General features: G+C 34.6%; 18 protein-coding genes. 7 read left to right on the plus strand and 11 right to left on the minus strand.

The window, feature by feature from the left end:
* Nucleotides 1-68 precede the first annotated feature (68 nt).
* Genes LA20249_RS04540 through LA20249_RS04565 form a run of 7 tightly spaced genes read right to left on the minus strand, consistent with a single transcriptional unit; the run spans nt 69 to nt 8,404 of the window.
* On the minus strand, nt 69-926 hold the full coding sequence (locus LA20249_RS04540) for a hypothetical protein (protein ID WP_057739945.1): 858 nt from the start codon (nt 924-926) through the stop codon (nt 69-71).
* Nucleotides 910-2,397 (minus strand): cellulose biosynthesis cyclic di-GMP-binding regulatory protein BcsB, encoded by a 1,488-nt coding sequence (locus tag LA20249_RS04545; protein WP_307724098.1) that lies wholly within the window; start codon nt 2,395-2,397, stop codon nt 910-912. Before LA20249_RS04545 ends, LA20249_RS04540 begins: the two co-directional genes overlap by 17 nt.
* The gene (locus LA20249_RS12030; RefSeq protein ID WP_335583111.1) at nt 2,394-3,026 is read right to left on the minus strand and encodes a cellulose biosynthesis cyclic di-GMP-binding regulatory protein BcsB; all 633 of its coding nucleotides are present in this window, start codon (nt 3,024-3,026) and stop codon (nt 2,394-2,396) included. Before LA20249_RS12030 ends, LA20249_RS04545 begins: the two co-directional genes overlap by 4 nt.
* Nucleotides 2,971-4,200, minus strand: a complete 1,230-nt coding sequence (locus tag LA20249_RS04550; RefSeq protein WP_057739943.1) for a glycosyltransferase family 2 protein — start codon at nt 4,198-4,200, stop codon at nt 2,971-2,973. The genes LA20249_RS12030 and LA20249_RS04550 overlap by 56 nt, the downstream gene beginning before the upstream one ends.
* A 40-nt stretch (nt 4,201-4,240) precedes the next feature.
* Entirely contained in the window at nt 4,241-5,797 is a 1,557-nt protein-coding gene (locus LA20249_RS04555; protein WP_057739941.1) for a hypothetical protein, read from the minus strand.
* A complete protein-coding gene (gene wsfD, locus LA20249_RS04560) occupies nt 5,790-7,283 on the minus strand; it encodes a glycan biosynthesis hexose transferase WsfD (RefSeq protein WP_057739939.1) in 1,494 nt (497 codons plus the stop codon). Before wsfD ends, LA20249_RS04555 begins: the two co-directional genes overlap by 8 nt.
* A 2-nt stretch (nt 7,284-7,285) precedes the next feature.
* Nucleotides 7,286-8,404, minus strand: coding sequence for a hypothetical protein (locus LA20249_RS04565; protein WP_057739937.1), 1,119 nt, complete (start codon nt 8,402-8,404; stop codon nt 7,286-7,288).
* 175 nt (nt 8,405-8,579) lie between these two features.
* Here LA20249_RS04565 and LA20249_RS04570 point away from each other — a divergent pair, with 175 nt between their 5' ends.
* Nucleotides 8,580-8,861, plus strand: coding sequence for a hypothetical protein (locus LA20249_RS04570; RefSeq protein ID WP_057739936.1), 282 nt, complete (start codon nt 8,580-8,582; stop codon nt 8,859-8,861).
* 282 nt (nt 8,862-9,143) lie between these two features.
* On the opposite strand, the gene glnA is transcribed toward LA20249_RS04570, so the two are convergent.
* Nucleotides 9,144-10,472, minus strand: coding sequence for a type I glutamate--ammonia ligase (gene glnA, locus LA20249_RS04575; protein ID WP_057739934.1), 1,329 nt, complete (start codon nt 10,470-10,472; stop codon nt 9,144-9,146).
* Between the two features lie 307 nt (nt 10,473-10,779).
* On the opposite strand from glnA, the gene guaC reads away from it, so the two are divergent.
* Nucleotides 10,780-11,757 carry a GMP reductase gene (guaC, locus tag LA20249_RS04580; RefSeq protein ID WP_057739932.1) on the plus strand — a complete coding sequence of 326 codons (978 nt, stop codon included), beginning with the start codon at nt 10,780-10,782 and terminating at the stop codon, nt 11,755-11,757.
* A 317-nt stretch (nt 11,758-12,074) separates the two neighbouring features.
* Entirely contained in the window at nt 12,075-13,322 is a 1,248-nt protein-coding gene (locus LA20249_RS04585) for an RNA-guided endonuclease InsQ/TnpB family protein (protein WP_101836918.1), read from the plus strand.
* A gap of 172 nt (nt 13,323-13,494) precedes the next feature.
* Here LA20249_RS04585 and LA20249_RS04590 read toward each other — a convergent pair whose 3' ends face one another.
* Together LA20249_RS04590 and LA20249_RS04595 are read right to left on the minus strand one after the other, a co-directional pair.
* Entirely contained in the window at nt 13,495-14,460 is a 966-nt protein-coding gene (locus LA20249_RS04590) for a glycosyltransferase family 2 protein (protein WP_057739929.1), read from the minus strand.
* A gap of 22 nt (nt 14,461-14,482) precedes the next feature.
* Nucleotides 14,483-16,924 carry an ArnT family glycosyltransferase gene (locus LA20249_RS04595; protein ID WP_057740374.1) on the minus strand — a complete coding sequence of 814 codons (2,442 nt, stop codon included), beginning with the start codon at nt 16,922-16,924 and terminating at the stop codon, nt 14,483-14,485.
* Nucleotides 16,925-17,147: 223 nt separating this feature from the next.
* Between LA20249_RS04595 and LA20249_RS04600 the strand changes: the two genes are divergently transcribed.
* From LA20249_RS04600 to LA20249_RS04610, 3 genes are all read left to right on the plus strand, one after another.
* Nucleotides 17,148-17,840, plus strand: a complete 693-nt coding sequence (locus tag LA20249_RS04600; RefSeq protein WP_057739927.1) for a response regulator transcription factor — start codon at nt 17,148-17,150, stop codon at nt 17,838-17,840.
* Nucleotides 17,824-19,149: a sensor histidine kinase gene (locus tag LA20249_RS04605; RefSeq protein WP_057739926.1), complete on the plus strand. Its 1,326-nt coding sequence runs from the start codon at nt 17,824-17,826 to the stop codon at nt 19,147-19,149. Before LA20249_RS04600 ends, LA20249_RS04605 begins: the two co-directional genes overlap by 17 nt.
* A gap of 253 nt (nt 19,150-19,402) precedes the next feature.
* Nucleotides 19,403-22,321 (plus strand): hypothetical protein, encoded by a 2,919-nt coding sequence (locus tag LA20249_RS04610; RefSeq protein ID WP_146983801.1) that lies wholly within the window; start codon nt 19,403-19,405, stop codon nt 22,319-22,321.
* Nucleotides 22,322-22,383: 62 nt separating this feature from the next.
* Here the strand turns inward: LA20249_RS04610 and mscL are convergent, their stop codons facing one another.
* Nucleotides 22,384-22,773, minus strand: coding sequence for a large-conductance mechanosensitive channel protein MscL (gene mscL, locus LA20249_RS04615; RefSeq protein WP_057739924.1), 390 nt, complete (start codon nt 22,771-22,773; stop codon nt 22,384-22,386).
* A gap of 151 nt (nt 22,774-22,924) precedes the next feature.
* Here mscL and LA20249_RS04620 point away from each other — a divergent pair, with 151 nt between their 5' ends.
* Entirely contained in the window at nt 22,925-23,314 is a 390-nt protein-coding gene (locus LA20249_RS04620) for a hypothetical protein (protein ID WP_057739923.1), read from the plus strand.
* Nucleotides 23,315-23,362: the final 48 nt, after the last annotated feature.

A 23,362-nucleotide genomic window follows, 5' to 3' on the forward strand; every position in this document is an offset into this window, starting at 1 on the left:
TTATAATAAATTAATGATTTTAAAAAAGACGTCCAATTGGACGTCTTTTTTTTTATGAAATAAATGATTTATACATCGTATTGAGTTTCATGAATACCTGCATTCATCAAATCATATGGTGTCTTCATCGTCGACGAATCCCAGGAAGCAATTCCGACGATCATTGAAATTGCCATTGTTGAAAGCGAGTCATTAGCCTTAACATTTTTTTCAAAGCCATCTTTGATTCGACTCGTGGCAATCCCAGCACCTTTTGCATCAGTATACGAAAGAATCGCCCAAGTAGGATCCTCATTATTCAACAAGTAAGTAATATCATTAGTTCTAGTCTTTTCTTTAATGGAGTCCGTCGTCAATTTCAACAATAATTGCATTTGATTTTGACTCATCATGCGCTTTAAATCATTAAAATAACGGATTTTAATGATTGCTGTCGTTACAGGTATATCAAATCTTCGGTTTGTTTCCGCAAAGACCGCTATATCTTCAATATAAGCCACTGTAGTCCGCAAATTGGTTTGTTCATCAAATGCCCCACGTTCAATTAAAGCTGTTCTCAACTCACCATTGGACTTTTGAATAGCAACTAGGTTTTTAGTCATCATATACAAAGTTAACGACAAAAGTATCGGCATAATCATCCAAAAGCTTAATTTCCATGGAATACGAGCTGTTTGACTCACGTATTGATAAATCATGATCACTGCTTGAATACCAATGAAAACTATATTAGCAATCAAACTTGGCAAAATGTCAAAGAAATACGTAATCATCAATAAAAGAATCGTACAGAACAAATAAATTACGTTCAAAAGGATACTACCTGATAAAGCCATCAGTACAGCCGTAGCACTGAATAAAGAAATAAATAATAACAATCCAACATCTTGTAAGAGTGAATCTTTTTCATCATTGTTGTTTGTCATTCTTATTACCCCCATTCAAATGTCCTTGTTTTCTGACCGTCAAAATTATAGCTATGCCAATTAAAATAATCACGACCAAAGCCATCCCTAGATAAAGGATTAACTGAGAATTTTTAGTGAAAGTCTGTTTAGTTTCAAGTGATTTATCAATTGCTTTGTTCTTCTTGAAACGATAACTGTAATGAGCATTATTTAAATCAACGACCACAGCATCTCCCGTAAATTGTTGAATATTTTTCTGAAAATTAATCTGTGTCGAAGCCAAATATGCATCTTGAGAATTTGCCCCGGTAACGACTAACATCCCCCGCTTATCATTGTAAGGGGAACGTATTAATTGAGCCGTTCCAATATGTTTGCCATAATCTTTTTCAATACTCAATTTTTCATTAGATACAATCCGACTAAAGTTTTTTGAATATTTGAAATACAATTTAGAATTCAATTGCTTGATCATTTGATTATTCTGAGGTGTTCCCAAAACAATCACATTACTGTCTTTTAAAACAGATTTACTAGGAATTTCTTCATAAAACTGAATCTTACCAGTATTACTTTTAGCAAAATTACCAATCAAATTAAAAATATTCGTCAAAGATTTGAAATCATTTGCTTTGAGATTCTTCGGTACAATTACAGCTAAATTATCATACGTCTCATTATTGATGAACAAAGTTGGATAGTTGGTGAATAGTAAGTCATTACTCCGTTCTGATTTAACGATCATCTTAGAATTAGGATTTACTTGTATCCAAGGTGTATTGCTATTATCACTTGTATCCTGATCCTTCATCTCTAGGTCAAAGCCAACTCTGACAGTGAAACTACTCCCCAGTGCCAATCCCCTAGGTAGCTTGACGGTCAATGTATCGTTGTCAGCTTTATTAGCGGTTAATTTCTTGCTGCCAATAACTGTATTGTTAACATAGACCGTGACGAGTGACCGATTGAAATTCAAGTTCTTACTATAATTAAAATGCAAAGTTATTTTAGAGCCGTCAGCATTAGAACGGTCATTTGGCAATTGAATCAAATAACTAGTTTCCTTATGACCGGCGCCTTGAACTTGATTTGCTGTATCCGTTAAATAATGAGTGCCATTATCTCGTAATGAAGAAGTAAATGTCTCAGTATTTTGATCAATATCTTCAACAACTTTGTCAGTTTCCTTCATCAATTCTTCATTAGCCACAAAACGAGCTGCTTTTTTGAGTAAAGAACCTGAATTAGCGGTAACAATCAAATAATATTTACCATCTGTATAGTATGTTTTAATCACAGCTTTATTTTTCACTTCATCTGCACTGACTTGTTTCTTTAGATCTTTCGGCAAATGAGAGTACTTAGCTACTGCTAAGATATAATCGTTTTTAGCAGCAGCCAAATTCTTCATTTGAACGACTGGAATTTGGTCATTTTCAGTTGTAATAATCCGAGATTCACCTGACAAAGCAATCATGCTAGCGGTCAATTCACTATCAGTTGGATTATTGGCTGTAGCAATCTTTGATATGCAATAGTATCTTGTCCTGAGAAATGTGCATAAAAGGAACTCAAAGTATTTTCAGCTTCTTTTAACTGATATTCAAAATTAATATTAGAGCCATCACCTATCGTTAACCAATTGGCTGGCGTTTGCTGCAACTGATAATTCTTTGACGTCTGATCTAAGACTTGACCATCAATCGTTAAGTGGTTACTACCACTGAGCAATTTCAAAGGAACATCGATCTTTTGTGTCTGATAACCCGTTTTATTTCCTGGTCTAAAAGAATAAAATTTCACACCATTTAAAGCCACTGTAATATCCGATGTCTGTCGATTAGCCAATTGTGAAACCTGATAATTGAGGTTAAAAGTAACCTTTTTGACATCCCAATAATCCATCTTAGTGAAATACATATTTGCCTCAACGGACTTGCCAGACAAAGTAGTAATACTATTTTGAAATTGTTGTGTATACGTCTGATTATCAGCTGCTTTTATTGTAGTAGGAGTCGATAACCATAAGGTTAATAAGAAAATCAAGCTCGTTAATAAAAGACTACTTATAACGTTTTGTTTTATACCATTTGGCTTGTTTATGAAAGACTTGTTCACGAATATACCCCACCATTCCATATGCAGCTACCGCTAGCCACATTTGACTATAAACTAAATACATAAAAATAATTAATAACAAATTACTAAAAGTCAATTCGCCACGTTCAGTTGTTATCGTTACAAAAGTACTGATTACAAACATTAATACCGCAAATAACCACAAGTAATTGCTGAATCCTTGTAGATTCGAATGAACGATTCCTGCAACCGACAATACAAAGACGGAATCAGATAAAACTAAAGACGTCATCAATAGGAAATAAATTGTCAAAAAATACAATAGGTCGAATCGAATCGGCCGGCCTTTTTTCTGAAATAGTAATTTAGCATTCTTTATAATGACATAAATATTTCCCTTGACCCAACGTGTCCGCTGATGGAACCAAACGTCTAAAGTTTGAGGTTCCTGTTCCCAAGTAACTGCTCGAGGTTGAAATTTGATTCGATACCCCATTTGATAAATTCGAAAACTGATTTCAGTATCTTCTGCTAAAGCTTTAACATCCCAACCACCGACTTTTTCAATCACACTACGTCTAATCACATAGTTAGTTCCAGGAATTGTACAAAGGTGAAATAATTGCTGTCTGCCAGCCTGTGCCATCCATTGAAAAGATAACGTTTCAATATTAATAAAGCGAGTAAGCAAGGTGGCATTTTTGTTACGTGTTCTAAACTTTCCAATTACAGCCGCCAAACGGTCATTACCCAACAATTCAGCTACGAGAATTCGTAAAGCTCCATGCTCAGGCGTATTGTCCGCATCATAAATTGAAATTAAGCTTCCTTTAGCTTTAGTTAATCCGATGTTTAAAGCGTTGGATTTACCTTTACCACCAGTAATATTATCTGTATTGATCACTTTGAGTCGGTGGCTTCCAAATTGATCCTGTAAGTTTTTCAATAAATCTGCTGAATTGTCGCTTGAATTGTCATTGATAACGATAACTTCATAACGATCTTGAGGATAATCAAAACTAAGTAATGACAAGACTGTCTTGACGATTACGATACCTTCGTTGTGAGCAGGTACTAAGATCGAAACAAAGGGTGGATCTTTCGGTAACTTTGGATCCGGCTTAGAAATATGGCGCAAATACCACGTATAGCCGGCTACTGTCAAAATTAGATTGACGACCAAGGTCCCCCAAATTGAAATCACAGCGACCATCAAAAAGAAATCTAGGACTGAAATAGTATCACTTCCTTAACTAACGTCTGAATCTATTCCAATAGACTTTTTGTCCAATAAAAATAAAAATCAATAAAATAATCATAATTATGACAAAGAAAACCGCTAAGATATGTCCTTGCACTTTGAAATAATTACTAAAGAGTGAAGTTGGCTTACCATCTGAAAATTGCTTATTCAAGTTAGAACTAGCCGATCGAATCTCTTCAACTTTCCCATTAACAATATAGGAACCGTGATTGTATTGCAATGAGGTAGTTTCTGTACTTATTTTACTACTTAACCCAGAATCCACCGGGTCATACCAACTCAGTGGCAAACTCTTAATTTCTGATTCCACATGCTCCAATTCCTTTTGTGTATAAGGCATTGGGATACTCAATGATGTCGGAATGGGAAATGTAGTCGTATCGCTTTTTTTAACATTATTTAAGGATGTCGCCGGCATCGAAAAATAACTTTGTTTAGAAATTTGCGAATTATTATCCTGATTCACATAGGTAACTTTTTGTCCATCGGGCAACAATAGCCAATGATCAGCGTATTTCAACGAATTGCTCCGTAAAATCTTATCCTGATTCCAAAATCCTTCTGCACTAACACCAACTGGAAAAACTTGTTGTCTAGCTAAACTAACAATATAAGTTAGAAAATCTCGATTCAGAATTTGTCCATCCGTGTCCGAGCCTGAACTAACTGTCGGCATTTGTAAGAAAATAACGCCACCACGATTCTCAACATTTCTTAACACTGCTGTAAAACACTCAAATGCTTTCATGCCAGTATTCTCACTCACAGAAGTCATGCTGATTGCAAATGGAATATCCATTTTGTAAAGAAAGCGACTCAATTTATCTAAAGTCTCCAAATTGGAATAGGGTGACACATTGCTAATAGTCAACAACGGTTGAAATTTCCCAGTCTTTCCAAAAAGCTGTGCGATCATCTGAGTTTGAACAATCATACTTAATCCTTTGTGCGTAAAGAAGGGTAAATACCCCTGTTTACCATTAATGTAACCAAACGGATAAGTCTTTTGATCTTCTTGTTGCGTCATTAGGGTTCCAATTTGTTGTGATTGAGCATTTTTCTTAGTAATCACTGTAATACTTTGCTTAAAGGGTAATGTCTCTTGATTGTCAGATGATTGCAAAATCAATTGCTGTTGATAAATCTTTTTTACTTTAACTCCTAATTGACTCGCTTCTGTGGCGGTAAGATTTTCTCCGATATGTAATTTAATACCGGAAAACTTGTCCCTATCTGCAACGAAATTTTGATTTATCAAACCGACTTGACGCCAATTGATCATTGTTATTACACCTAAATAATTTTTATTCAACATACCTTTTTTATAATCCGCTTGTTGAACTGTTTTAACTTGTAGATTCATACTCGTCAAACTACGCTGCAAAGCATCCACATTTTTCTTATCGGATCGAACATCATTTTGAGAATCATAAACTAACAAGACTCGATCACTAGTCGTAGAAGCCTCAATCACTTGAGTTTTCCCCATCACTAAACCAAAAAATAGCAAACTCACAATAAACATCAATGATTTAATTTTATTCACGAGCCTCATCTCCTTTGGTATTCCACAATGTATGATTGAAAAGATCAGATACAAACATCAGTAATGACATATTCAAGCTAACCGGTACCAAGAAAAGATGCTTGGCCAAATCAGCATCGCCATCACCAATAATCGAAACGATTGGGACAAAAATCACGATTGTCATCAATCCAAAAATTAAAAAGAAGCGCAAAATTCCCATGTAGCGTTTTGCCTTGATATCTAAATAAAAACCTACACTGTAGACAGAAATAAAACCAATTGCTAATAAACAGTCAAAAGCATATTTACCAGGAAAAAAGGCCCCCATAAACGAGCTATAAGCCGTAAAGGTTTTCAGCTGTTCGCCTGGCTTATGTCCACTTTTTCTCACAAAATCTCCTACGGCCCTAGGTTGGACTGCCGTAATATCCTTAGCCGCTACATCTAATAAATTATTGAACTGTTTCAAATTGGAAGCATAGTAACGAATGACCCAGCCAAAGCCAGTCTTATCCATCAAGTGTTTTTTGACATACTTACTGCTTGGATCCAATGTAGCATAATCTTTAGAATAATAATTTTCCCCTCGCATCAAAGCAAATTGTCCATCAACACCACCATGTTCAACTTTTTTAGTAGGGTCACCTGTTTCCAAAAGAACACCATGAGAAAAGGTTTGAAAAGTATTGGCCCCAACGATTTCTGATCCAATTGATTTATAAATTCCTATTCCCGACATCAGAACTAAGACGATTCCTAAAGCGGTCGCCATCCTTCTGGCCTTAAAGTTTGGCAAAAACATAATTCCAATTGCCACTACGCCGAAACTTAAAGCTAAAGGCGCATTTTGCTGTTTATTGGTTATTAACAAAATAGTCGAAATAAAAAATAGAAAAGTCATCGGCCATCTTCTTGAATAAACATTTCTCGCCAAGGAAATGATTGAAGCACACAAATAAAGCATAAATATTAACATCCCTGGTTCAGCGAAAAATGAATTAAAATACAACGTATAAGCTGAATCTGCAAAAATAAAAACAATCAAGAAAGCCATGACGTAGCTTTTTATTCTCCGATATGGATGAACAAAAGCATTGGTTAATAAATAGATCCCACCTAAATAAAATAGATAGTAAACTAAACCCATGAAGCGAATATCAAAAATGGTTCTACTATAAAATAATTTATTTAGAAATAATGCTATTTGAATAAACAATGATTGTGAAGATAATACCGCAATATTATTTTCATTAAAATATTGCATAATACCAAACTTTGGAATGACATAATCACTGTACTGACTGTAATTAGTTGGTAGTCGATAAATTCCATTGCCTAAAATTGAACGATAGAAATCACCATTGTCAGCCAATCCATGGATCGGTGGGACAAATAAAATAATTCCACTAATAACTGCCGCTAAAATCGTGGCAAATAGGGCTGGGGAAATTACGTTAGAAAATTTTTTCAAAAAACTATATATATATTTTCTCAATGATCTCATCCTCAATATCTTGCTGCTAATAAAGTCGTTAAATTATTAAATGAATAGGCTTCGTTTTGATGTTTGATACCTATTCCACCATAAATATCTGATTTTTTATCCTTAACCTGATATTTCCAAACCAATTTCATCGTTTGACGATACATTTTTTTATCACCTTGAGTAGCAAATATCATTGCAGCAATGGCATAGCTACCAGCTGAATGCGACCGACTAACCACGTTTCCATTGACTGAATAACTATTATATAAAGTGTTATTTTTAACTTGCTGTTCTAACCAATTTAACGAAACTTTCTTTATTTTGCCAATCTCAGCTAAATGCAATAATGTCTCCATTGCCTCAGAAGTATTCAAATCGGCATCGCTGTACGATTTACTTTGCCAATTATAGCTTGAGGAATAGAGAGGGAAAGCATCGCCTAGGTAGCCATCCTTGACCACTGCTAATTGCTTTTGATACATTTTCTTTTGCTTAGTAGTAGTTTCAAAATATTTCAAAGTCAAAAAGTCATAGTAAGCTAATGAACCCTCTACACTGGCTTTTTTTGTTCCCACATCATAGAAACTAGCAATTTTACCATTACTCATCGTATTCTTTGCCAGCATAGCGAACCTAGTAGCTGCTTCCTTTTTAAAAGTTTTATTTCCAGTTTCGTCGGCATAGATCTGCAAGGCTTTAATAATCCTTAAATCATCCAGAGTCGCATTGACGTCGAATTTTTTATTAGTTGATGGCGTGTAACGATAACTAAATTGCGTTTTTTGATCAAAAGTCTTCTTAGTGGCACGATAAAACTTTCTAAAATCACTATATTTATGATTATAAGCAAGATATTGCAACCACATTCCTGAAGATTCAGAGAGTAATTCATGACCACGAGCGACATCCTTTTCATAGGATTGCTTTCTATAATTGGTATAAATCCCCTTTTTAGTCAACATCTTATTTTCAATAAATGCTTTTAACTTCTTTTCATTAGTTGAATAATTGCCATAATCTGATTTTTCGACAAAATCACTTTTACCACTGGGAATAGTCACTTTTACATCTTGTTTACTACAACCCATTAAAGTGAAAAAAATCAAAATCATAGCCACGGTTTGTAATTTTTTTTTCAAGCTTTTCCCTCCACTACTAAACAAATTTAGCTTAATACATCTGTCTTGCCTTTAATAGTTTTTTACAACCAACTTGAAGGTTTGTCTTTAATTTAGTTTATTCTAACTTAATTATAATATTTTCGGGATTAATTTTTTATTTTTGTTATAATCAAACTTAAGAGGGGGCGCTTTCATGAGTATAAATATTAATTTAATAAATGGAGAAAGTATCAAAATTAATGAAGATACTTATATCGTTGCTTGGAAATATCAATCATCACTAATGGCCAGCAATGCCGATCACTACTATCTTGACTGTATCTTTAAGGGAAATTTTGAAGATGGTAAAGTTACCGAAGATGACGAAGAAAACAAGCTTGAAGGTTTAATCAGTGCCGCTGATTGGATTTCAATTGGCAAGGGAAATAAGAACTCGCTCAAAACTACAGCTGTTTTAAGTATTACCAGAAATTAAAAAAAGGTCTCAGCTTACGCTGAGACCTTTTCTGCTCTCTGGGGGGAAAGCAGTAATCAGAATTTTGATTACGCTAAATCTTAACACGAAAAAAAGCTAATTTCCATAAAATAATTGAAAACAAATAATTAATTATTTGCCAATTAAAGTACCTTTGAAGCGGTTTTCACAATATCGCACAGTCATCTTATAAAACTTTATTTTCTGTAAAAACAAAAAAAGCACGAACAGTAATTAGTTAGAAATTAATTACTACTAATGCTTTTTTATCAATCATTGAAATTAATACTGTGACATATAAGTATCTCTTTCCCATTGTGAAACAGTTTGTTGATATCTAGCCCATTCAGCGTTCTTAGCTGCAAACAAGCTATTAGTCAACTCCTTACCAAGGGATTGTTGAACATACTCATCTTTGCGGAGTGCTTTCAATGCATTGTGCAAAGTTGAAGGTAGATCAACAATACCTTCTTCGCGACGCTTGTCTTCTGACATTTCATAAATATTATCTTTAACTTCTGGCATTAAATCATAATTACTCTTAACGCCATCTAAACCTGCATCAAGGATACATGCAATAGCAAGGTATGGATTTGTTGTTGGGTCAACACTTCTCATTTCAATACGTTTGGCCTTACCAGTTGCAGCAGGTACACGGATCAATGGTGAACGGTTCTTACTTGACCAGGCAATATACGTAGGTGCTTCATAACCTGGAACTAAACGTTTATATGAATTAACAGTAGGATTATTTACAGCTGTAAGAGCACGTGCATGTTTCAAAACGCCACTCATAAACTCTTTAGCTGTGTCTGACAACATATCATCTTTAGTATCAAAGATATTTGTATCGCCATTAAACAATGACATATTGATATGCATTCCAGAACCATTAATACCCTGAACGGGTTTTGGCATGAAGGTTGCAAATAAACCATGTTTTCTAGCAATTGTTTTTACGACCAACTTAAAAGTCTCAATGCTATCCGCAGCTGATAAAGCATCTTGATACTTGAAATCAATTTCTTGTTGTCCAGGAGCAACTTCGTGATGACTGGCTTCTACTTCAAAGCCCATCTTTTCTAATCCTAAAACTATATCTTTACGAACATTAACACCTAAATCGACTGGTGAAAAATCAAAATAACTACCATCATCATTTAAATGAAGAGTTGGATTTCCTTGTTCGTCAGTATTGAATAAGAAGAATTCTGGTTCAGGTCCAATGTTGAAATGACTGTAACCCATATCTTGCATCTTCTTGATGATTCTCTTCAAATTAACTCGAGGATCGCCAGCAAATGGTGTGCCATCCGTTTCGTAAATATCACAGATCAAACGGGCAACTTTTCCATGTTCTTCGCCCCATGGGAAAATCAACCAAGTTGATAAATCTGGATGTAATAACATATCACTTTCTTCGATACGAGTAAATCCATCAATTGATGATCCATCGAAAGTAATCTTATTTGCAAGTACCTTATCCAATTGTGAAATAGGTACTTCAACATTTTTGATGATTCCATTGATATCTGTAAACATTAAACAAATAAATTCAACGTTTTCATCATTTGCCATTTTTGTAATATCTTCTGCAGTATAATGTTGCATTTTTTAGCCACTCCTATTGTATATACCAATTTTTTGTAGACTTCTAATAAACGTTATTAATATACCGTTCTATTAATAATAAGATGATAATACCAATTCCATTTATCAGTGTCAAATATTTCTATTTGATTTCTTAATAAATTCAATAGCAAATACAAATTATTTTGTATATGAAAATTCTATCACATTAATGAAATTTGTTCGTAAATTATATTTGACTTTTTTACTTTTCCCAGTTAAATTATATATACGAACGAAATAGAATATAAAAATAATAATTGTTCGTAATTAATGGAGTGAATAATACATGCAAGTATTTGATTATGAAGATATTCAACTAATACCGAACAAGTGTATCGTCGATAGCCGTTCAGAATGCGATACAAGTATCCAATTTGGACCTAAAAAATTTAAAATTCCCGTAGTTCCAGCAAATATGCAGACAATTCTCGATGAAGGACTTGCTGAAAAATTAGCTGAAAACGATTATTTTTACATTATGCACCGTTTTGAACCCGAGAAAAGAATTCAATTTATTAAAGATATGCAACAAAAAAGCCTCTTTACTTCCATTAGCGTTGGTATCAAACAAAATGAATTTGATTTTATCGACCAACTAAAAAATGAAAACTTGAAGCCTGATTACATCACGATTGATGTGGCCCATGGTCACAGTGATCGTGTTATCAAAATGATTAAATATATCAAACAGATTATTCCTACTAGTTTCTTAATTGCAGGAAATGTTGGTACCCCTGAAGCTGTCCGTGAACTAGAAAACGCTGGTGCCGACGCTACCAAGGTCGGTATCGGTCCTGGTAAAGTTTGTATCACTAAATTAAAAACTGGCTTTGGGACCGGTGGCTGGCAATTGGCTGCTATTAGACTCTGTGCTAAGGCCGCTAGTAAACCTATTATTGCTGACGGTGGTGTTCGAAACGACGGAGATATCGCTAAATCAATTCGCTTCGGAGCTAGTATGGTTATGATCGGTTCACTTTTGGCTGGTCACAAAGAATCTCCCGGTGAAGTCATTGAAAAAGATGGTAAAAAATACAAAGCCTATTTCGGTTCTGCGTCTCAATACCAAAAAGGCGAATATAAAAATGTCGAAGGCAAGAGAATGTTAGTTCCTTATAAAGGAAAAATTCATGATACCTTAATAGAAATGCAACAAGATCTACAATCGGCCATTTCCTATGGCGGTGGTAAAGACTTAAAATCATTACGTAAAGTTGACTATGTAATTGTTAAAAACTCGATTTATAACGGCGATGTTTATTAAATAAACTATAAAAAAAGAGGCTGACGACTGGGTGTTCGTCAGCTTCTTTTTTATGAATGGGATAGTTCATATTCAATTCGATAAGATAAGTGTCCATCAAACAACTATAAACTTATCAAATTTACCATTACTTTAACACATTACCGATTAATTAAACAGTATCAAAACTTTTTAATTTGATAAATTATTTTTTAATAAAAAAATTAGCGAAAATCCCCTGTCTTTAGTCGGGGGATGGATAGCCATCTTTTTTATCCTTTTTGTTGCTGCCAGAACATACGTTCTGGTATACTTATGTCACAAAGATGGTGAACGATTTGAAGTCAATGTCTGAACTTGAATATCATTATGGAATTAAAGTACGTATTTACCCAAGTTATAAGCAAAAAGAATTAATAAAATTAAATTCTAATATCAGCCGAGCCATTTATAACAAATTGGTTGGAATAGATAGAAAAGTCTATCATCTAAGCAAAATTGGACTGCCAATAAAGATAGTTCAAACACGTATTGATGAATTGAAAAGACGTAAAAAGATCCGTGAATTAGCCAATCATTACCAATATATGGAAGACAAAAGAATTGATAGTTTAGCCAAAGCTAATGCCGTTCAAAATTATTTGAAGGCCTGGCAAATGTTTCGGGAGGTCCATAAAGCTGGAGTTCCGAGATTTCATAAGAAAGGATATTTTGAAAAGTATCAGACTAATTGCCAGTATCCTAAAAAATCTAAAATGAATATTTATTCTGGTTCAGTTAGATTTTTGGATAACAAACATATTCAAATACCAAAGCTTGGCAAACTTAGAATAAAGGGACAACATAAAAGAATATTTGATCATAAGACAGACATAAGAATCGGTACCGTCACTGTTAGTAAAGATGCTTGTAACAGATACTTTGTCTCGCTTCAATTAGGTTCTGATACACCATTCGTTTCAGAAAAGATTAAAACTGGGACAAGTATCGGAATTGATTTGAATACTGAAAACTTCTTAACTACTAGTAACAATATTGTCTTTAGTAATCCAAGGTTCTATCGAAGAATCAAAAAGAAATTAGCTAAAGAACAACGAATACTATCTAGACGAGGCACTCGTGCCAAGGCTGAAAAGAGAAAACTTAGGACTTCAAAAAACTATCAGAAACAAAGACTACTAGTGTCCCAATTACGTACTAAGATTAAAAATCAACGTCACAACTTCTTGAATAAATTGTCTACTACACTCATTAATAACCACGATTTAGTAGTAGCTGAAGAATTGAGAAGTTCCAATTTATTAAAAAATCATGCTTTAGCGATGTCAATCTCTGACGTTGGATGGAGAACATTTTTGTCGATGTTAACTTATAAAGCTGATTTATACGGTAAGACATTTATAACAATCAATCCCAAAAACACCACCCAGACGTGTTCCACGTGTGGACACGTCATGAGTGGTGACAATAAGTTGATTTTATCTGATAGACAGTGGGATTGTCCAGTATGTAAAACTCACCATAGCAGAGATCATAATGCGGCTATCAATATACTGAACAAGGGACTACTAACCATAACCCAGTAGATAATAAGTCCGTTTGGCAACTTGCGGACTAAAAAGGCATTGCTAATTAATGTAAGACGTATTCGTCAAGTGGCGGTACGCAGAGCTGTATCTATGCAAATTGTAGCTGGTAGATAGACAGTTTATGTATCACCTACAAGCCACTGACTTTAGTCAGTGGTAGTTGACATAATTAACTATGCATTTGTCTAGTGTTTAAATTATGAATGCCTTTGTTTCTTTCTTCAAAGCCTTCAGTTTTACTAACAATATATCTCGGGCGATCATTTACTTGGTCTAAAACTCGACCTAAGTAACTACCAATGATACCGATGGATAACATCAATAATCCTAAGGTAAACAATAGAATGGTAATACCTACAGACGCCACACTATAGTTACGACTAGCAATCATATAACCCAGATAAAAAACACTGCTTACTAGTGGAACCATCGAGAACACATTAACGAATTGCAAAGGTTTCATTGAAAATGAAGTAATTCCATCTAATGCTAATTTAATCATCTTAGAAAGTGGATACTTAGTTTCGCCAGCAATTCTTTCTTGGCGATGATATTTGACACTCGTTTGACGAAAACCAATCCAAGTTACTTGTCCTCTTACAAACGGATCTTTTTCATGGAGTTTCAATAATTGATTGACCGCTTTACGATCCATTAATCGAAAATCACCAGTATCCAATGGCATTTTGATTGTCGCTAATTTTTCAAAGGTTCGATAGAACATTTTAGCTGTAAATTTTTTAAAAACCGTCTCGCCATCTCTTTGCATCCTTTTACCATAAACAATTTGATATCCTTCATGCCATTTTTGAATCATTTGAGGAATTACTTCTGGTGGATCTTGTAAGTCAGCATCCATCACTACCACGGCATCACCTTTGGCATAGTGCAATCCAGCGGTAATTGCTAATTGATGTCCAAAGTTTCTAGAAAATTCAACCAATTTAATATGATTATTTTGATTCATAGCCTTTTTAATGATTGGTACTGACTTATCACTTGAACCATCATTGACAAAAATCAACTCATAACTCTCTTCTTGTTGTTCAATGTAATTCAACAACGTATCAATAGTAACTTGAATGCCGGCCTCTTCGTTAAAAACTGGTAAAACTATCGAAATTAATTGATTCATAGTCAATCATTCCTTTCTGTATCTATTTGTAAATACTTGATAAATCATATAGCGTTCCTGATTGACCTGGAGTACCCATACCTTGACCCATTGAGCCATTTGATTTATTAGATTTTTTCATCTTTTTAAGTTGTTTCTTAGTTAGTTTCTTTTTACCAGTTGGTTTCTTCATTGAACCACTAGGCGCTTGACCTTGGTTCTTAGATTTAGTGCCAGATGGCTTCTTACCAGGTTTTGCCCCACTAGGCTTAGTGCCACTTGGTGGATTACCAACTGAACCATTCTGATTGCCTTGACTCGGCTGAGTCATATTGCTACTTGGCTTTTTAGACTTATTCTTAGTTGAAACAGTAACCGAACTAGAAGCATTAGTTTGAGTAGTGTTGCTACTGCTTAAAGTTACCTTCTTAGCGTGTTTCTTAATCCAATTGACAATTGTCGAATTAGAGCCACCTGTCTTACCACCAGAGTAGTAATACTTCAATTTTCCTTCTTTGACTAATTTCTTGAATTGCTTCAATGTTATTGCCTTGTCGGTACCATTGAAACCACCCATAGCCATGACGGCTTTTCCAGTAGCAATAATATATGGTGCAGCAGTACTAGAATCATCTGTAGCAAATAAATACTCAGCGTTTCCTTGGTGTTTCTCAAGATACTTCAAAAGAGTTGAATCAACTTGAGAATTACCCATACCGCCACCACCTGCAGATGACAACAAGCTTGGACCCGCACTAGGAATACCATCACTAGATCCAGCTAAAGTAGGTGTCAATGACCACCAAGTTGGGGCTAGCATTACAATTATTAAAGCAACAATTGGCCAAATGCGTTTATTCTTCAATTTAATAGCAATCCCAGGAAGTACAAATAGTGGAATTGAAATAATGATTCCAGCAATCAACAGTACCCAAGAAAGCGTTGGATAATAATCAGTTAAATACCAAGCTTGCAAAATACTTGTAGACAAAATGGAAATTGGTAATAACATTGCCCAAAGCGACTTTTCTTTCCATTGCATAATCATCGTATAAATCCCGATACCTGCCAAAGCAGCCATCGCTGGTGCCAACATGATTGTGTAATATGGATGGAAGAAACTTGCAACTGAGAAGAACCCAGCAACTGGGACTAACCAACCTAACCACAACCAAAGTTCTTTTCTTTGTGGCGTCAAAGCGTACCATTTCTTCATTCTAGAACCTCTGAAATAGGCATAACTGGAAATAACACCAAAAACAGCTAATAACATTAACCAACTAATTTGTGGTCCCAATTCTTTCTGTAATAATCTAAACGGTCCAGCTGTACCGATATTGAAGGCTCCAGCGCCTCCACCACCAGTACCAGCACCACCGCCAGCTTTATTGCTACCGCCGGGTTGCCCTTTTTGACCACCCATACTTGGTGCATTGCCACCCTTTTTAGAGCCAGATGGTTTAGATGGAGGATTCCCATTAGCGGATTTCTTCTTAGAACCACTCGGTGGAGTTGGTGCGTTAGTTGATGATTTTTTCATTCCGCTAGGTTTCTTTGACTTAGAACCAGATGGCGGAGTCATTGATTTACTACTCTTTTTAGAAGAATTCCCCATCCCTGGGAAAGCCCCACCAGTACCAGTTGTTTGTCCAAGTAATCTTTGAGTTCCGTTATATCCAAAGTCTAATTCTAAAGCCGAGTTGGTTTCCGAACCACCCTCATAGGGACGATTATTTGAATTAGTCATATCTACTGACAAAGGCCAAATTAATGTGAAAACGGCCAAGAAAACAGTAGCAATTGATAAATGAGCCAATTTCTTTTTCCAATTGACTTCACTAGCCAACCAGTAATAAAGATACATCGCTGGTAAAATCATGAATGCTTGTAGCATTTTTATATTGAACGAAAAACCAATCAGTGCAAAACCAATCCAGACATAACGTTGTTTTTTACTCATAACGGCTTTTTGGACAAACCAGATTGACAATAGTAGGAAAAATACCAATGTAGCATCCATATTATTTGTCCGCGAATCCGCAACTACAATTGGTGTCAATGTCATGATCAAAGCAGAGATTTGAGCTGGTATTTTACCAAAACGTTTAGCTACCATATTGTAAATCAAATAAACAGAACCAATTCCAAACAGAATTGATGGTAAAACGACACTCCAGCCATGAACACCAAAGATTTTGGCACTGATAGTCATAAACCAAAGTGCTACTGGCGGTTTATCAACGGTAATAAATCCTGCCGGATCAAAACTGGCATACCAGAAATTTTTAAAACTCTTGGTCATACTGACAATAGCGGCAGTATAGAAATTATTAGCCTCACCAGCTTCCCAAATATTCCATGCATATAGAAATGCTGCTAATATTAAAATAGCAATTAGCCAGTAATCATATTTAATAGTTCTTAATTTATAAAAGAGATTATTATTTTTCTTCTTTTGAATACGACTAGCTTCTTTTGATTCCATCATCTATCTTCTCCCATCTTTTAAAAAACTTTACTGATAAAAAAACAAATGATTGAATAAACTAGGACCGACAATAATATCGGTGGTAAATGTAAATTGTTTTTCATCTGTTCAATTCCTTTCTTTACGACAAGGACAAGATTAGACAAACTAACTTAAATTAAGCTTAAATTAATTTTTATGCTTTATACTTAATATTAGTAATTGATAAAAGGAGTCAGTAATGTCAAATAATATTAAAATTTTAGTAGTTGAAGATGACGAGAATTTGGCCAACAATATCGCCACTTTCTTGTCGGATTTTTCAGAAGTTCATATTGAAAATGACGGTTTAAGTGGTAAATTTGCTGCCACAGAAAACGTTTATGATCTAATCATCTTAGACATCATGTTGCCGGAAATGAATGGATACGATGTTTTAAAAAATATTCGTAATGATAAAATTAATACTCCTGTTCTAATACTGACCGCCAAAGCTGAGATTGACGATAAAGTTCATGGCTTTAATCTAGGAGCTGACGATTATTTAACTAAACCGTTTCATCGTGAGGAACTATTAGTTCGTGTTAAAGCTCTATTAAAACGAAGCGGGGTTCTTGCCGATGATTCGATCTTAAAAATTAGAAATCTTGAAGTAAATTTGAATAATCACACTATTTTGGCAAACGGCCAACCTATTTCTCTTAATGGAAAAGAATATGATTTATTAGTTTATTTGTTACAAAATAAAAATACAATTTTAACTAAAGATCAAATTTTCGAGCGTATCTGGGGATTCGATTCTGATACCTCCATCACTGTAGTAGAAGTATATATGAGTAATCTTCGAAAAAAATTACGTCCTTCTCAAAACGACAGTTTGATCAAAACAATTAGAAACGTTGGGTACATCTTCCAAAATGAAAATGAAATCTAAACAAAATACCATCACTCGTCGGCAACAATTTAAATTGTTTCTTTCCATCATGGCCGCATTTGCCATTCTCTTCTTAACCTTAGGTCTGATTATTTTTAACCTATTTCAATCATCAACTTACAAAAGCATTGATAAAGACGTCAAAAGCGAAGTTATTACTGTCAAAAAACAGCCTAATATGCAACAAAATACTGGACCTGATCCTCAAGGCCGAAATCCCAATCCTGATACTAAAAAAAAGGAACCTAGTCCTAAGGCTCCTTTCCAAGCATCAATTTTGGTTTTCAACAATAGTGGTAAATTACTCAATAAAACAAGCCTAGGAAATCGCTATTCAATACTAAAGAATATAAAATTAAACAAAAAAAATCTTAATAAAAAACAAACCATTACAATTAAGAATATGAACTTCCGATCTATTTTAATAAAAATCTCAAAAAATAATAATAATCCTATGTATGCCGGTCATTATGTTTTGATTATGCAAAATATCGATACACAGATTCAAACAATGGAAAATTTTGAGAAAATCTTGATAATTACTTTCTTCATTTTTTGGATTATCGCTTTAGTCATTTCATACTTTTTGGCGCGAATCAATATGTTGCCAATTGTTCGTTCTTGGAAACAACAGACAGAATTTGTAAATGATGCCGCTCACGAACTGCGGACTCCGTTAACCATTATCCAAGGAAAACTTGAATACATGCTGACCAAGCCTAACAAGAAGATAATTGATGAAGCAGAGTCGATTTCCGTTTCATTAGATGAAGTGAGCCGTTTAAATTCACTAACCAATAATCTGCTCGACTTAGCACGATTTGACAATGCCACTACCAAATTAAATTTTGAATACACTCAACCGGACTTTTTCTTAAAAGATCCAATAATGCCTTTCAAGGACATCATCAATTCACAATCAAAAGTCTTTCAAGTCAGCCTCTATCATCACCCTACCTTACTTTTAGATCGCAATAAGATTAAACAATTACTAATCATCATTCTCGATAATGCCACTAAATATACTCCCAAAAATGGCACCATCAGAATATACGACCAAATTGAAGGCTCTAAATATCAATTCATCATTTCCGATACTGGAGTTGGTATTAGCGATGATGATAAGGATAAAATCTTTACCAGATTTTATCGAGTCGACAAGTCACGCACCCAGAGCAGCGGCGGTCATGGCTTGGGCTTAGCAATCGCTAAACAAATCGTAGAAAACCATCATGGCCACCTTTTTGTGAGAGATAATCTACCTCAAGGCAGTGAATTTGTAATTGAATTGCCAATTAAAAAAAATTAAAACCAATTATAATCCAATTTGTTTTACAACTCTTTATATGAGAGCAGTAACACAATGGCGATTATTTAATGGTTTTATTTTTTTTATTTCGAATATAAATCATACGCTTTCATGTGATTTTGATTAATATTTTTAATGCAAATTTTAATATTTTCGACTTCATTTCACGAAAAAAATCCTTTATTACTTTGAACCATAAAAAAATTATTCAAATGATAAGATATTTCAATCATCTTTTAAGGGAGCTTTATTTATGAAATGGAATCGTCTTTTATTTTGCATACTTTCATTGTGCTGTTTAGTATTATTAAAGCCAACATCTATTAACGCGGCGGAAGAAAAATTGACTGATGCCGACATCGCTGAAGTCTATCCACATAAAAACAACACCGAATTAATTGTCAGTTACATTCTTGAAGAAAAAAAAGAATTAATTTTGAAAACTAACGAAGAAAATGTTATCGACCTAGAAAGTTTAGAACGTGAAATTGGCTCTGACAAAATCTTGGTTGATTCTGACAAAAAAGAATTCAAGCTAACTTTGGACAAGCCAGAAACAATTTCTTTCAAATTATTTGTAAATAATCAAAAACCATTTACATTGTCAATTTTGAAAGCTAACGGCGAAAAAATCTTTGACTATGATCTCAATCAACCAGAAAAATATAGTGCAACGTTTGATGATGTTTCTGACGACGAGGACAATATCGGCTGGAACTTTTCTGAATTCTTGCGTGTCAGCGAGGGCCAAATTTTCGAGCATTCTGATGGGACCAGTACTAGACCATATTTATATTTTGGTGACTATGATTATGCTATTAGAAAAGCTTCAATCAGTGAATCATTCGATATCAATGGTAAGTCTCGCAAAAACAGCTTAACTGCTGCTAACTCAGCGATTCTTTATTCAGAACCTGGCAGTCGTATTTTAGATGGTCCCAAAGGATCTGGTAATCACATCTATACGACCCATTATGGAGATCATCAAAAAGGAGATTTTGATTCTTTAGAACTTTCTGAGATGGCCTATGAAGGTTTAAAAATGGAAGACAAGCCACAAGGAGCAGCGAGAAATTTTATTTCTAACAATGTTTTTAATTATGTCGTCCCTTCTGACGGAAAAGGCGTGCCTGGAACTTCTGGTCCTGATAAAATCGGCATGAGTTATGCTATGCTAGAAACTCCTAAATTTTACTATCGAACCAATTTAAAAACTGGTCTCGAAGAACAAAAAATGGTCTATAAACAAAGACCGTTTTACGTTAACAAAAAGGGACGTCACAACCCTGAAATTACTACTACCATCAAACTTAGTTTTAATAGTATGGGACGTGTCGTTACTAAAATAACATTTACAAATACCAGCAAAGTCAATCCAGAGACTCACGAAGCCGATACATTTGGTGGATTTATTGGTTTTTCGAATCAAGATTTATCCCTGAATAAAGATGGTAAAGAAATCACTGATAAAAATGGTAAAAGAATCGGAAATTACCTTCCCCTAAGAACACTAGGAAACAAGCGTGGTATGTACATTCAATCAGCAGATAATCAAATTCGACACAGTATTTACACTAATCAACCTAATGGTCCTGCCGCTTTTGCCGCCCGTTCAACCAGTAGTTCTTATATTGCTACAAAGGGATACAGTTATAATCCTGGTTTGATTGGAATAGTTGCGTTTAGAGAAAGGTATTACCCTTGGAAAATTGGTAAGCCTCAATCTAGCGGCGTCTTCGGCGGCGCTTCAAGATATTTCAATAAAAGCAAAAATCAATTCCTATCTCCTTATGTTCCTGAAGGATTGTTTAACGCTTTTGATGACCAATCCGACAAAGGCGATTCTGAGAGAAAAGATGCCTCTGGAGCTCGACTAGGTGTTGCAGAAGGGAAACCAACTTGGGATGCAGGAATAACCATGCGTACTGAGGCACAACATCTTCACCCCAAAGAATCAGTTTCTATGGAATATACTTCTCAAACAGATATTAAAGGAACAACTTTTAATCCCGTTATCGAATTGGATCTACAAGGAAGTGATGATGATCCACAAATCTTACCAATGTCGAGTGACACTTTACCAATTTCTGGTCAATGGTACGACTTCGACAGTAAAGATGTCACAATGCATTATTCAATTGACAGTGATAAAGAGGAAGATTATCAAATTCTTTTTAATGCCTCTCAAAAAGACAGTGATATTTTCTATGGTAACCACCATGAAATCGTAAATCAAAAAATTTCTCTAAAAGGATTAGAAAAAAATAAGCATAAAATTCGTTTTTACATGGAAGATAAGGAAGGCCACCGCTCGCCTATCAAGGAACATGTTATTAAATTCGTAAAACCAGCTACAGATAAACCACAAATCGTAGTTACTTCCCCTGGTTCTACCATTAAAGAACCTCACGATCCAATTGATAATTTAATTGACCTAAAGGGTTATTGGTCCGATAAGAATAGTAAAAAGATCAAAAAAATCACTTACAAAATTGATGATGGCGATGAAATCACCGCTGCTGAAAACCTTGATAATCCTAACCTAGGTAAATTAATTCCTTGGAAATGGAAGGAATTAGACATTGAAAATTACAATGATTTTGAAACTCACAAAATCGAAATAACCATCGCGGATGAAGATGGCAATGAAGGTCTTGAAGAATTTTATTTTCGTCATCAACCCGGAGCTTTGAAATTAACCGCACCAGAAAAAATTGATTTCGGAACCGTCGCTGTTTCCCAAAATGGAAGCTCTAAAACCGCCCCACAAATTGAGGAAGGAAATGTTATTTTAGATGACTATCGAAGGGAAAATTCTGGTCCCATCTCCGTAAGTCTTTCGATGGACACTTTCTATAAGGAAATTGAAGAAGTTCACGATGACTCAGACACCGGAGATGATAGTTCTTCCATTGGCGACCATGATAGAGTTGTTTCTCCTACAGATTCTCTAATTCATAAAGCCTACTGGAAAAATAAACTTGTCGATAGCAACAATCTAATCATTGGCACCTCGGATGGTAAAACATCCCCTAAATGGAGGGATTCAGTTGATTTTACCAATGAAGTCCTTAAAAATCTGAAACTTGACTTCCAATCCCGTAACGAAGGCTTAAAAACTGGGAAATACGTTAGTCATTGGACTTGGCAAACTGTTGAATCCATTCAATAGTTGATTCTAAAATAGCCTCTTTAAAGTTGAAATAAACTTTAAAGAGGCTATTTTTGTGATTATTACTTATTCTGATTTTTTTCATCCAATGAATCAGAGATTTTCTTTAAATACATAACCATCTCTTCTTCCTTATTATCTTCCGGTTCTTCCTCTTCTTGACGATTATGAATGATCTTATTCATAACTTTAACGAGTAGAAAAACCACAAAAGCGATAATCAAGAAATTAATGATTGATTCAAGAAAAGTCCCATACTTAAAGGTAGCGTCTCCAACTGTTAAAGCTAAATTACTGAGATTGACCTTACCCAAGAACATTCCAATCAGAGGATTTATTAAATTACTTACCAATGATTGCACGATTGATGTAAAGGCAGCACCCATAATAACACCAACAGCCAAATCCATTACGTTACCACGACTGATAAAATCTTTAAATTCTTTTAACATAATATGATCTCCCCAAATCTTTATATTACCTTAATTATTACCTTTTTCAGGCAACTTTGGCAAATTATTTACTATCCAATTTAATTATTCTCAAATTAATTCTGGAAAGAATATAATGTAATTGTTACTTTCGATGAAAGGTTGAATTCTAATGAACTATTTTGATATGTATAAATTAATTCTAGAGATTATATCCGAAAAGAACCCTAAAGATTTTCAGGAGCTTTTAGACGATTCACAGCATTACTCACAAGTAAAAGACTACATTGCTAGTGACAACAATAATCAATTTTTAATCAGTGATATGCAAAATACTCTCCTTGAAATGATCAATAATAACTTGGTCTCTGGTACCGTCAGTCCATTGAAATACGTCACTCTAATCAAATTGAACGGTCTCACGATTGCGGGATTCCAATACCTTAAACGACTCAAATACTCTGATTCTAAAAAAGAAATTGAGTCCCTAATGAAGCAAAGCAATTTACCCATGACGACTGAATCTCTAACCAAAATACTTTCTAAAATCATTTTTAGTTAAAACTAACGTATTTACACTAGTCAACTAAGTTATCAGTTGACAGTCTTC

Source organism: Companilactobacillus alimentarius DSM 20249 (genome assembly GCF_002849895.1).
Classification (GTDB): domain Bacteria; phylum Bacillota; class Bacilli; order Lactobacillales; family Lactobacillaceae; genus Companilactobacillus; species Companilactobacillus alimentarius.

What these genes read in the sequence shown, in the direction of transcription:
- LA20249_RS04540 (WP_057739945.1), bottom strand. Translation starts at nt 926, where the DNA reads ATGACAAACAACAATGATGAAAAAGATTCACTCTTACAAGATGTTGGA.
- LA20249_RS04550 (WP_057739943.1), bottom strand. Translation starts at nt 4,200, where the DNA reads ATGGTCGCTGTGATTTCAATTTGGGGGACCTTGGTCGTCAATCTAATT.
- wsfD (WP_057739939.1), bottom strand. Translation starts at nt 7,283, where the DNA reads ATGAGATCATTGAGAAAATATATATATAGTTTTTTGAAAAAATTTTCT.
- LA20249_RS04570 (WP_057739936.1), top strand. Translation starts at nt 8,580, where the DNA reads ATGAGTATAAATATTAATTTAATAAATGGAGAAAGTATCAAAATTAAT.
- glnA (WP_057739934.1), bottom strand. Translation starts at nt 10,472, where the DNA reads ATGCAACATTATACTGCAGAAGATATTACAAAAATGGCAAATGATGAA.
- guaC (WP_057739932.1), top strand. Translation starts at nt 10,780, where the DNA reads ATGCAAGTATTTGATTATGAAGATATTCAACTAATACCGAACAAGTGT.
- LA20249_RS04590 (WP_057739929.1), bottom strand. Translation starts at nt 14,460, where the DNA reads ATGAATCAATTAATTTCGATAGTTTTACCAGTTTTTAACGAAGAGGCC.
- LA20249_RS04595 (WP_057740374.1), bottom strand. Translation starts at nt 16,924, where the DNA reads ATGGAATCAAAAGAAGCTAGTCGTATTCAAAAGAAGAAAAATAATAAT.
- LA20249_RS04600 (WP_057739927.1), top strand. Translation starts at nt 17,148, where the DNA reads ATGTCAAATAATATTAAAATTTTAGTAGTTGAAGATGACGAGAATTTG.
- LA20249_RS04605 (WP_057739926.1), top strand. Translation starts at nt 17,824, where the DNA reads ATGAAAATGAAATCTAAACAAAATACCATCACTCGTCGGCAACAATTT.
- LA20249_RS04610 (WP_146983801.1), top strand. Translation starts at nt 19,403, where the DNA reads ATGAAATGGAATCGTCTTTTATTTTGCATACTTTCATTGTGCTGTTTA.
- mscL (WP_057739924.1), bottom strand. Translation starts at nt 22,773, where the DNA reads ATGTTAAAAGAATTTAAAGATTTTATCAGTCGTGGTAACGTAATGGAT.
- LA20249_RS04620 (WP_057739923.1), top strand. Translation starts at nt 22,925, where the DNA reads ATGAACTATTTTGATATGTATAAATTAATTCTAGAGATTATATCCGAA.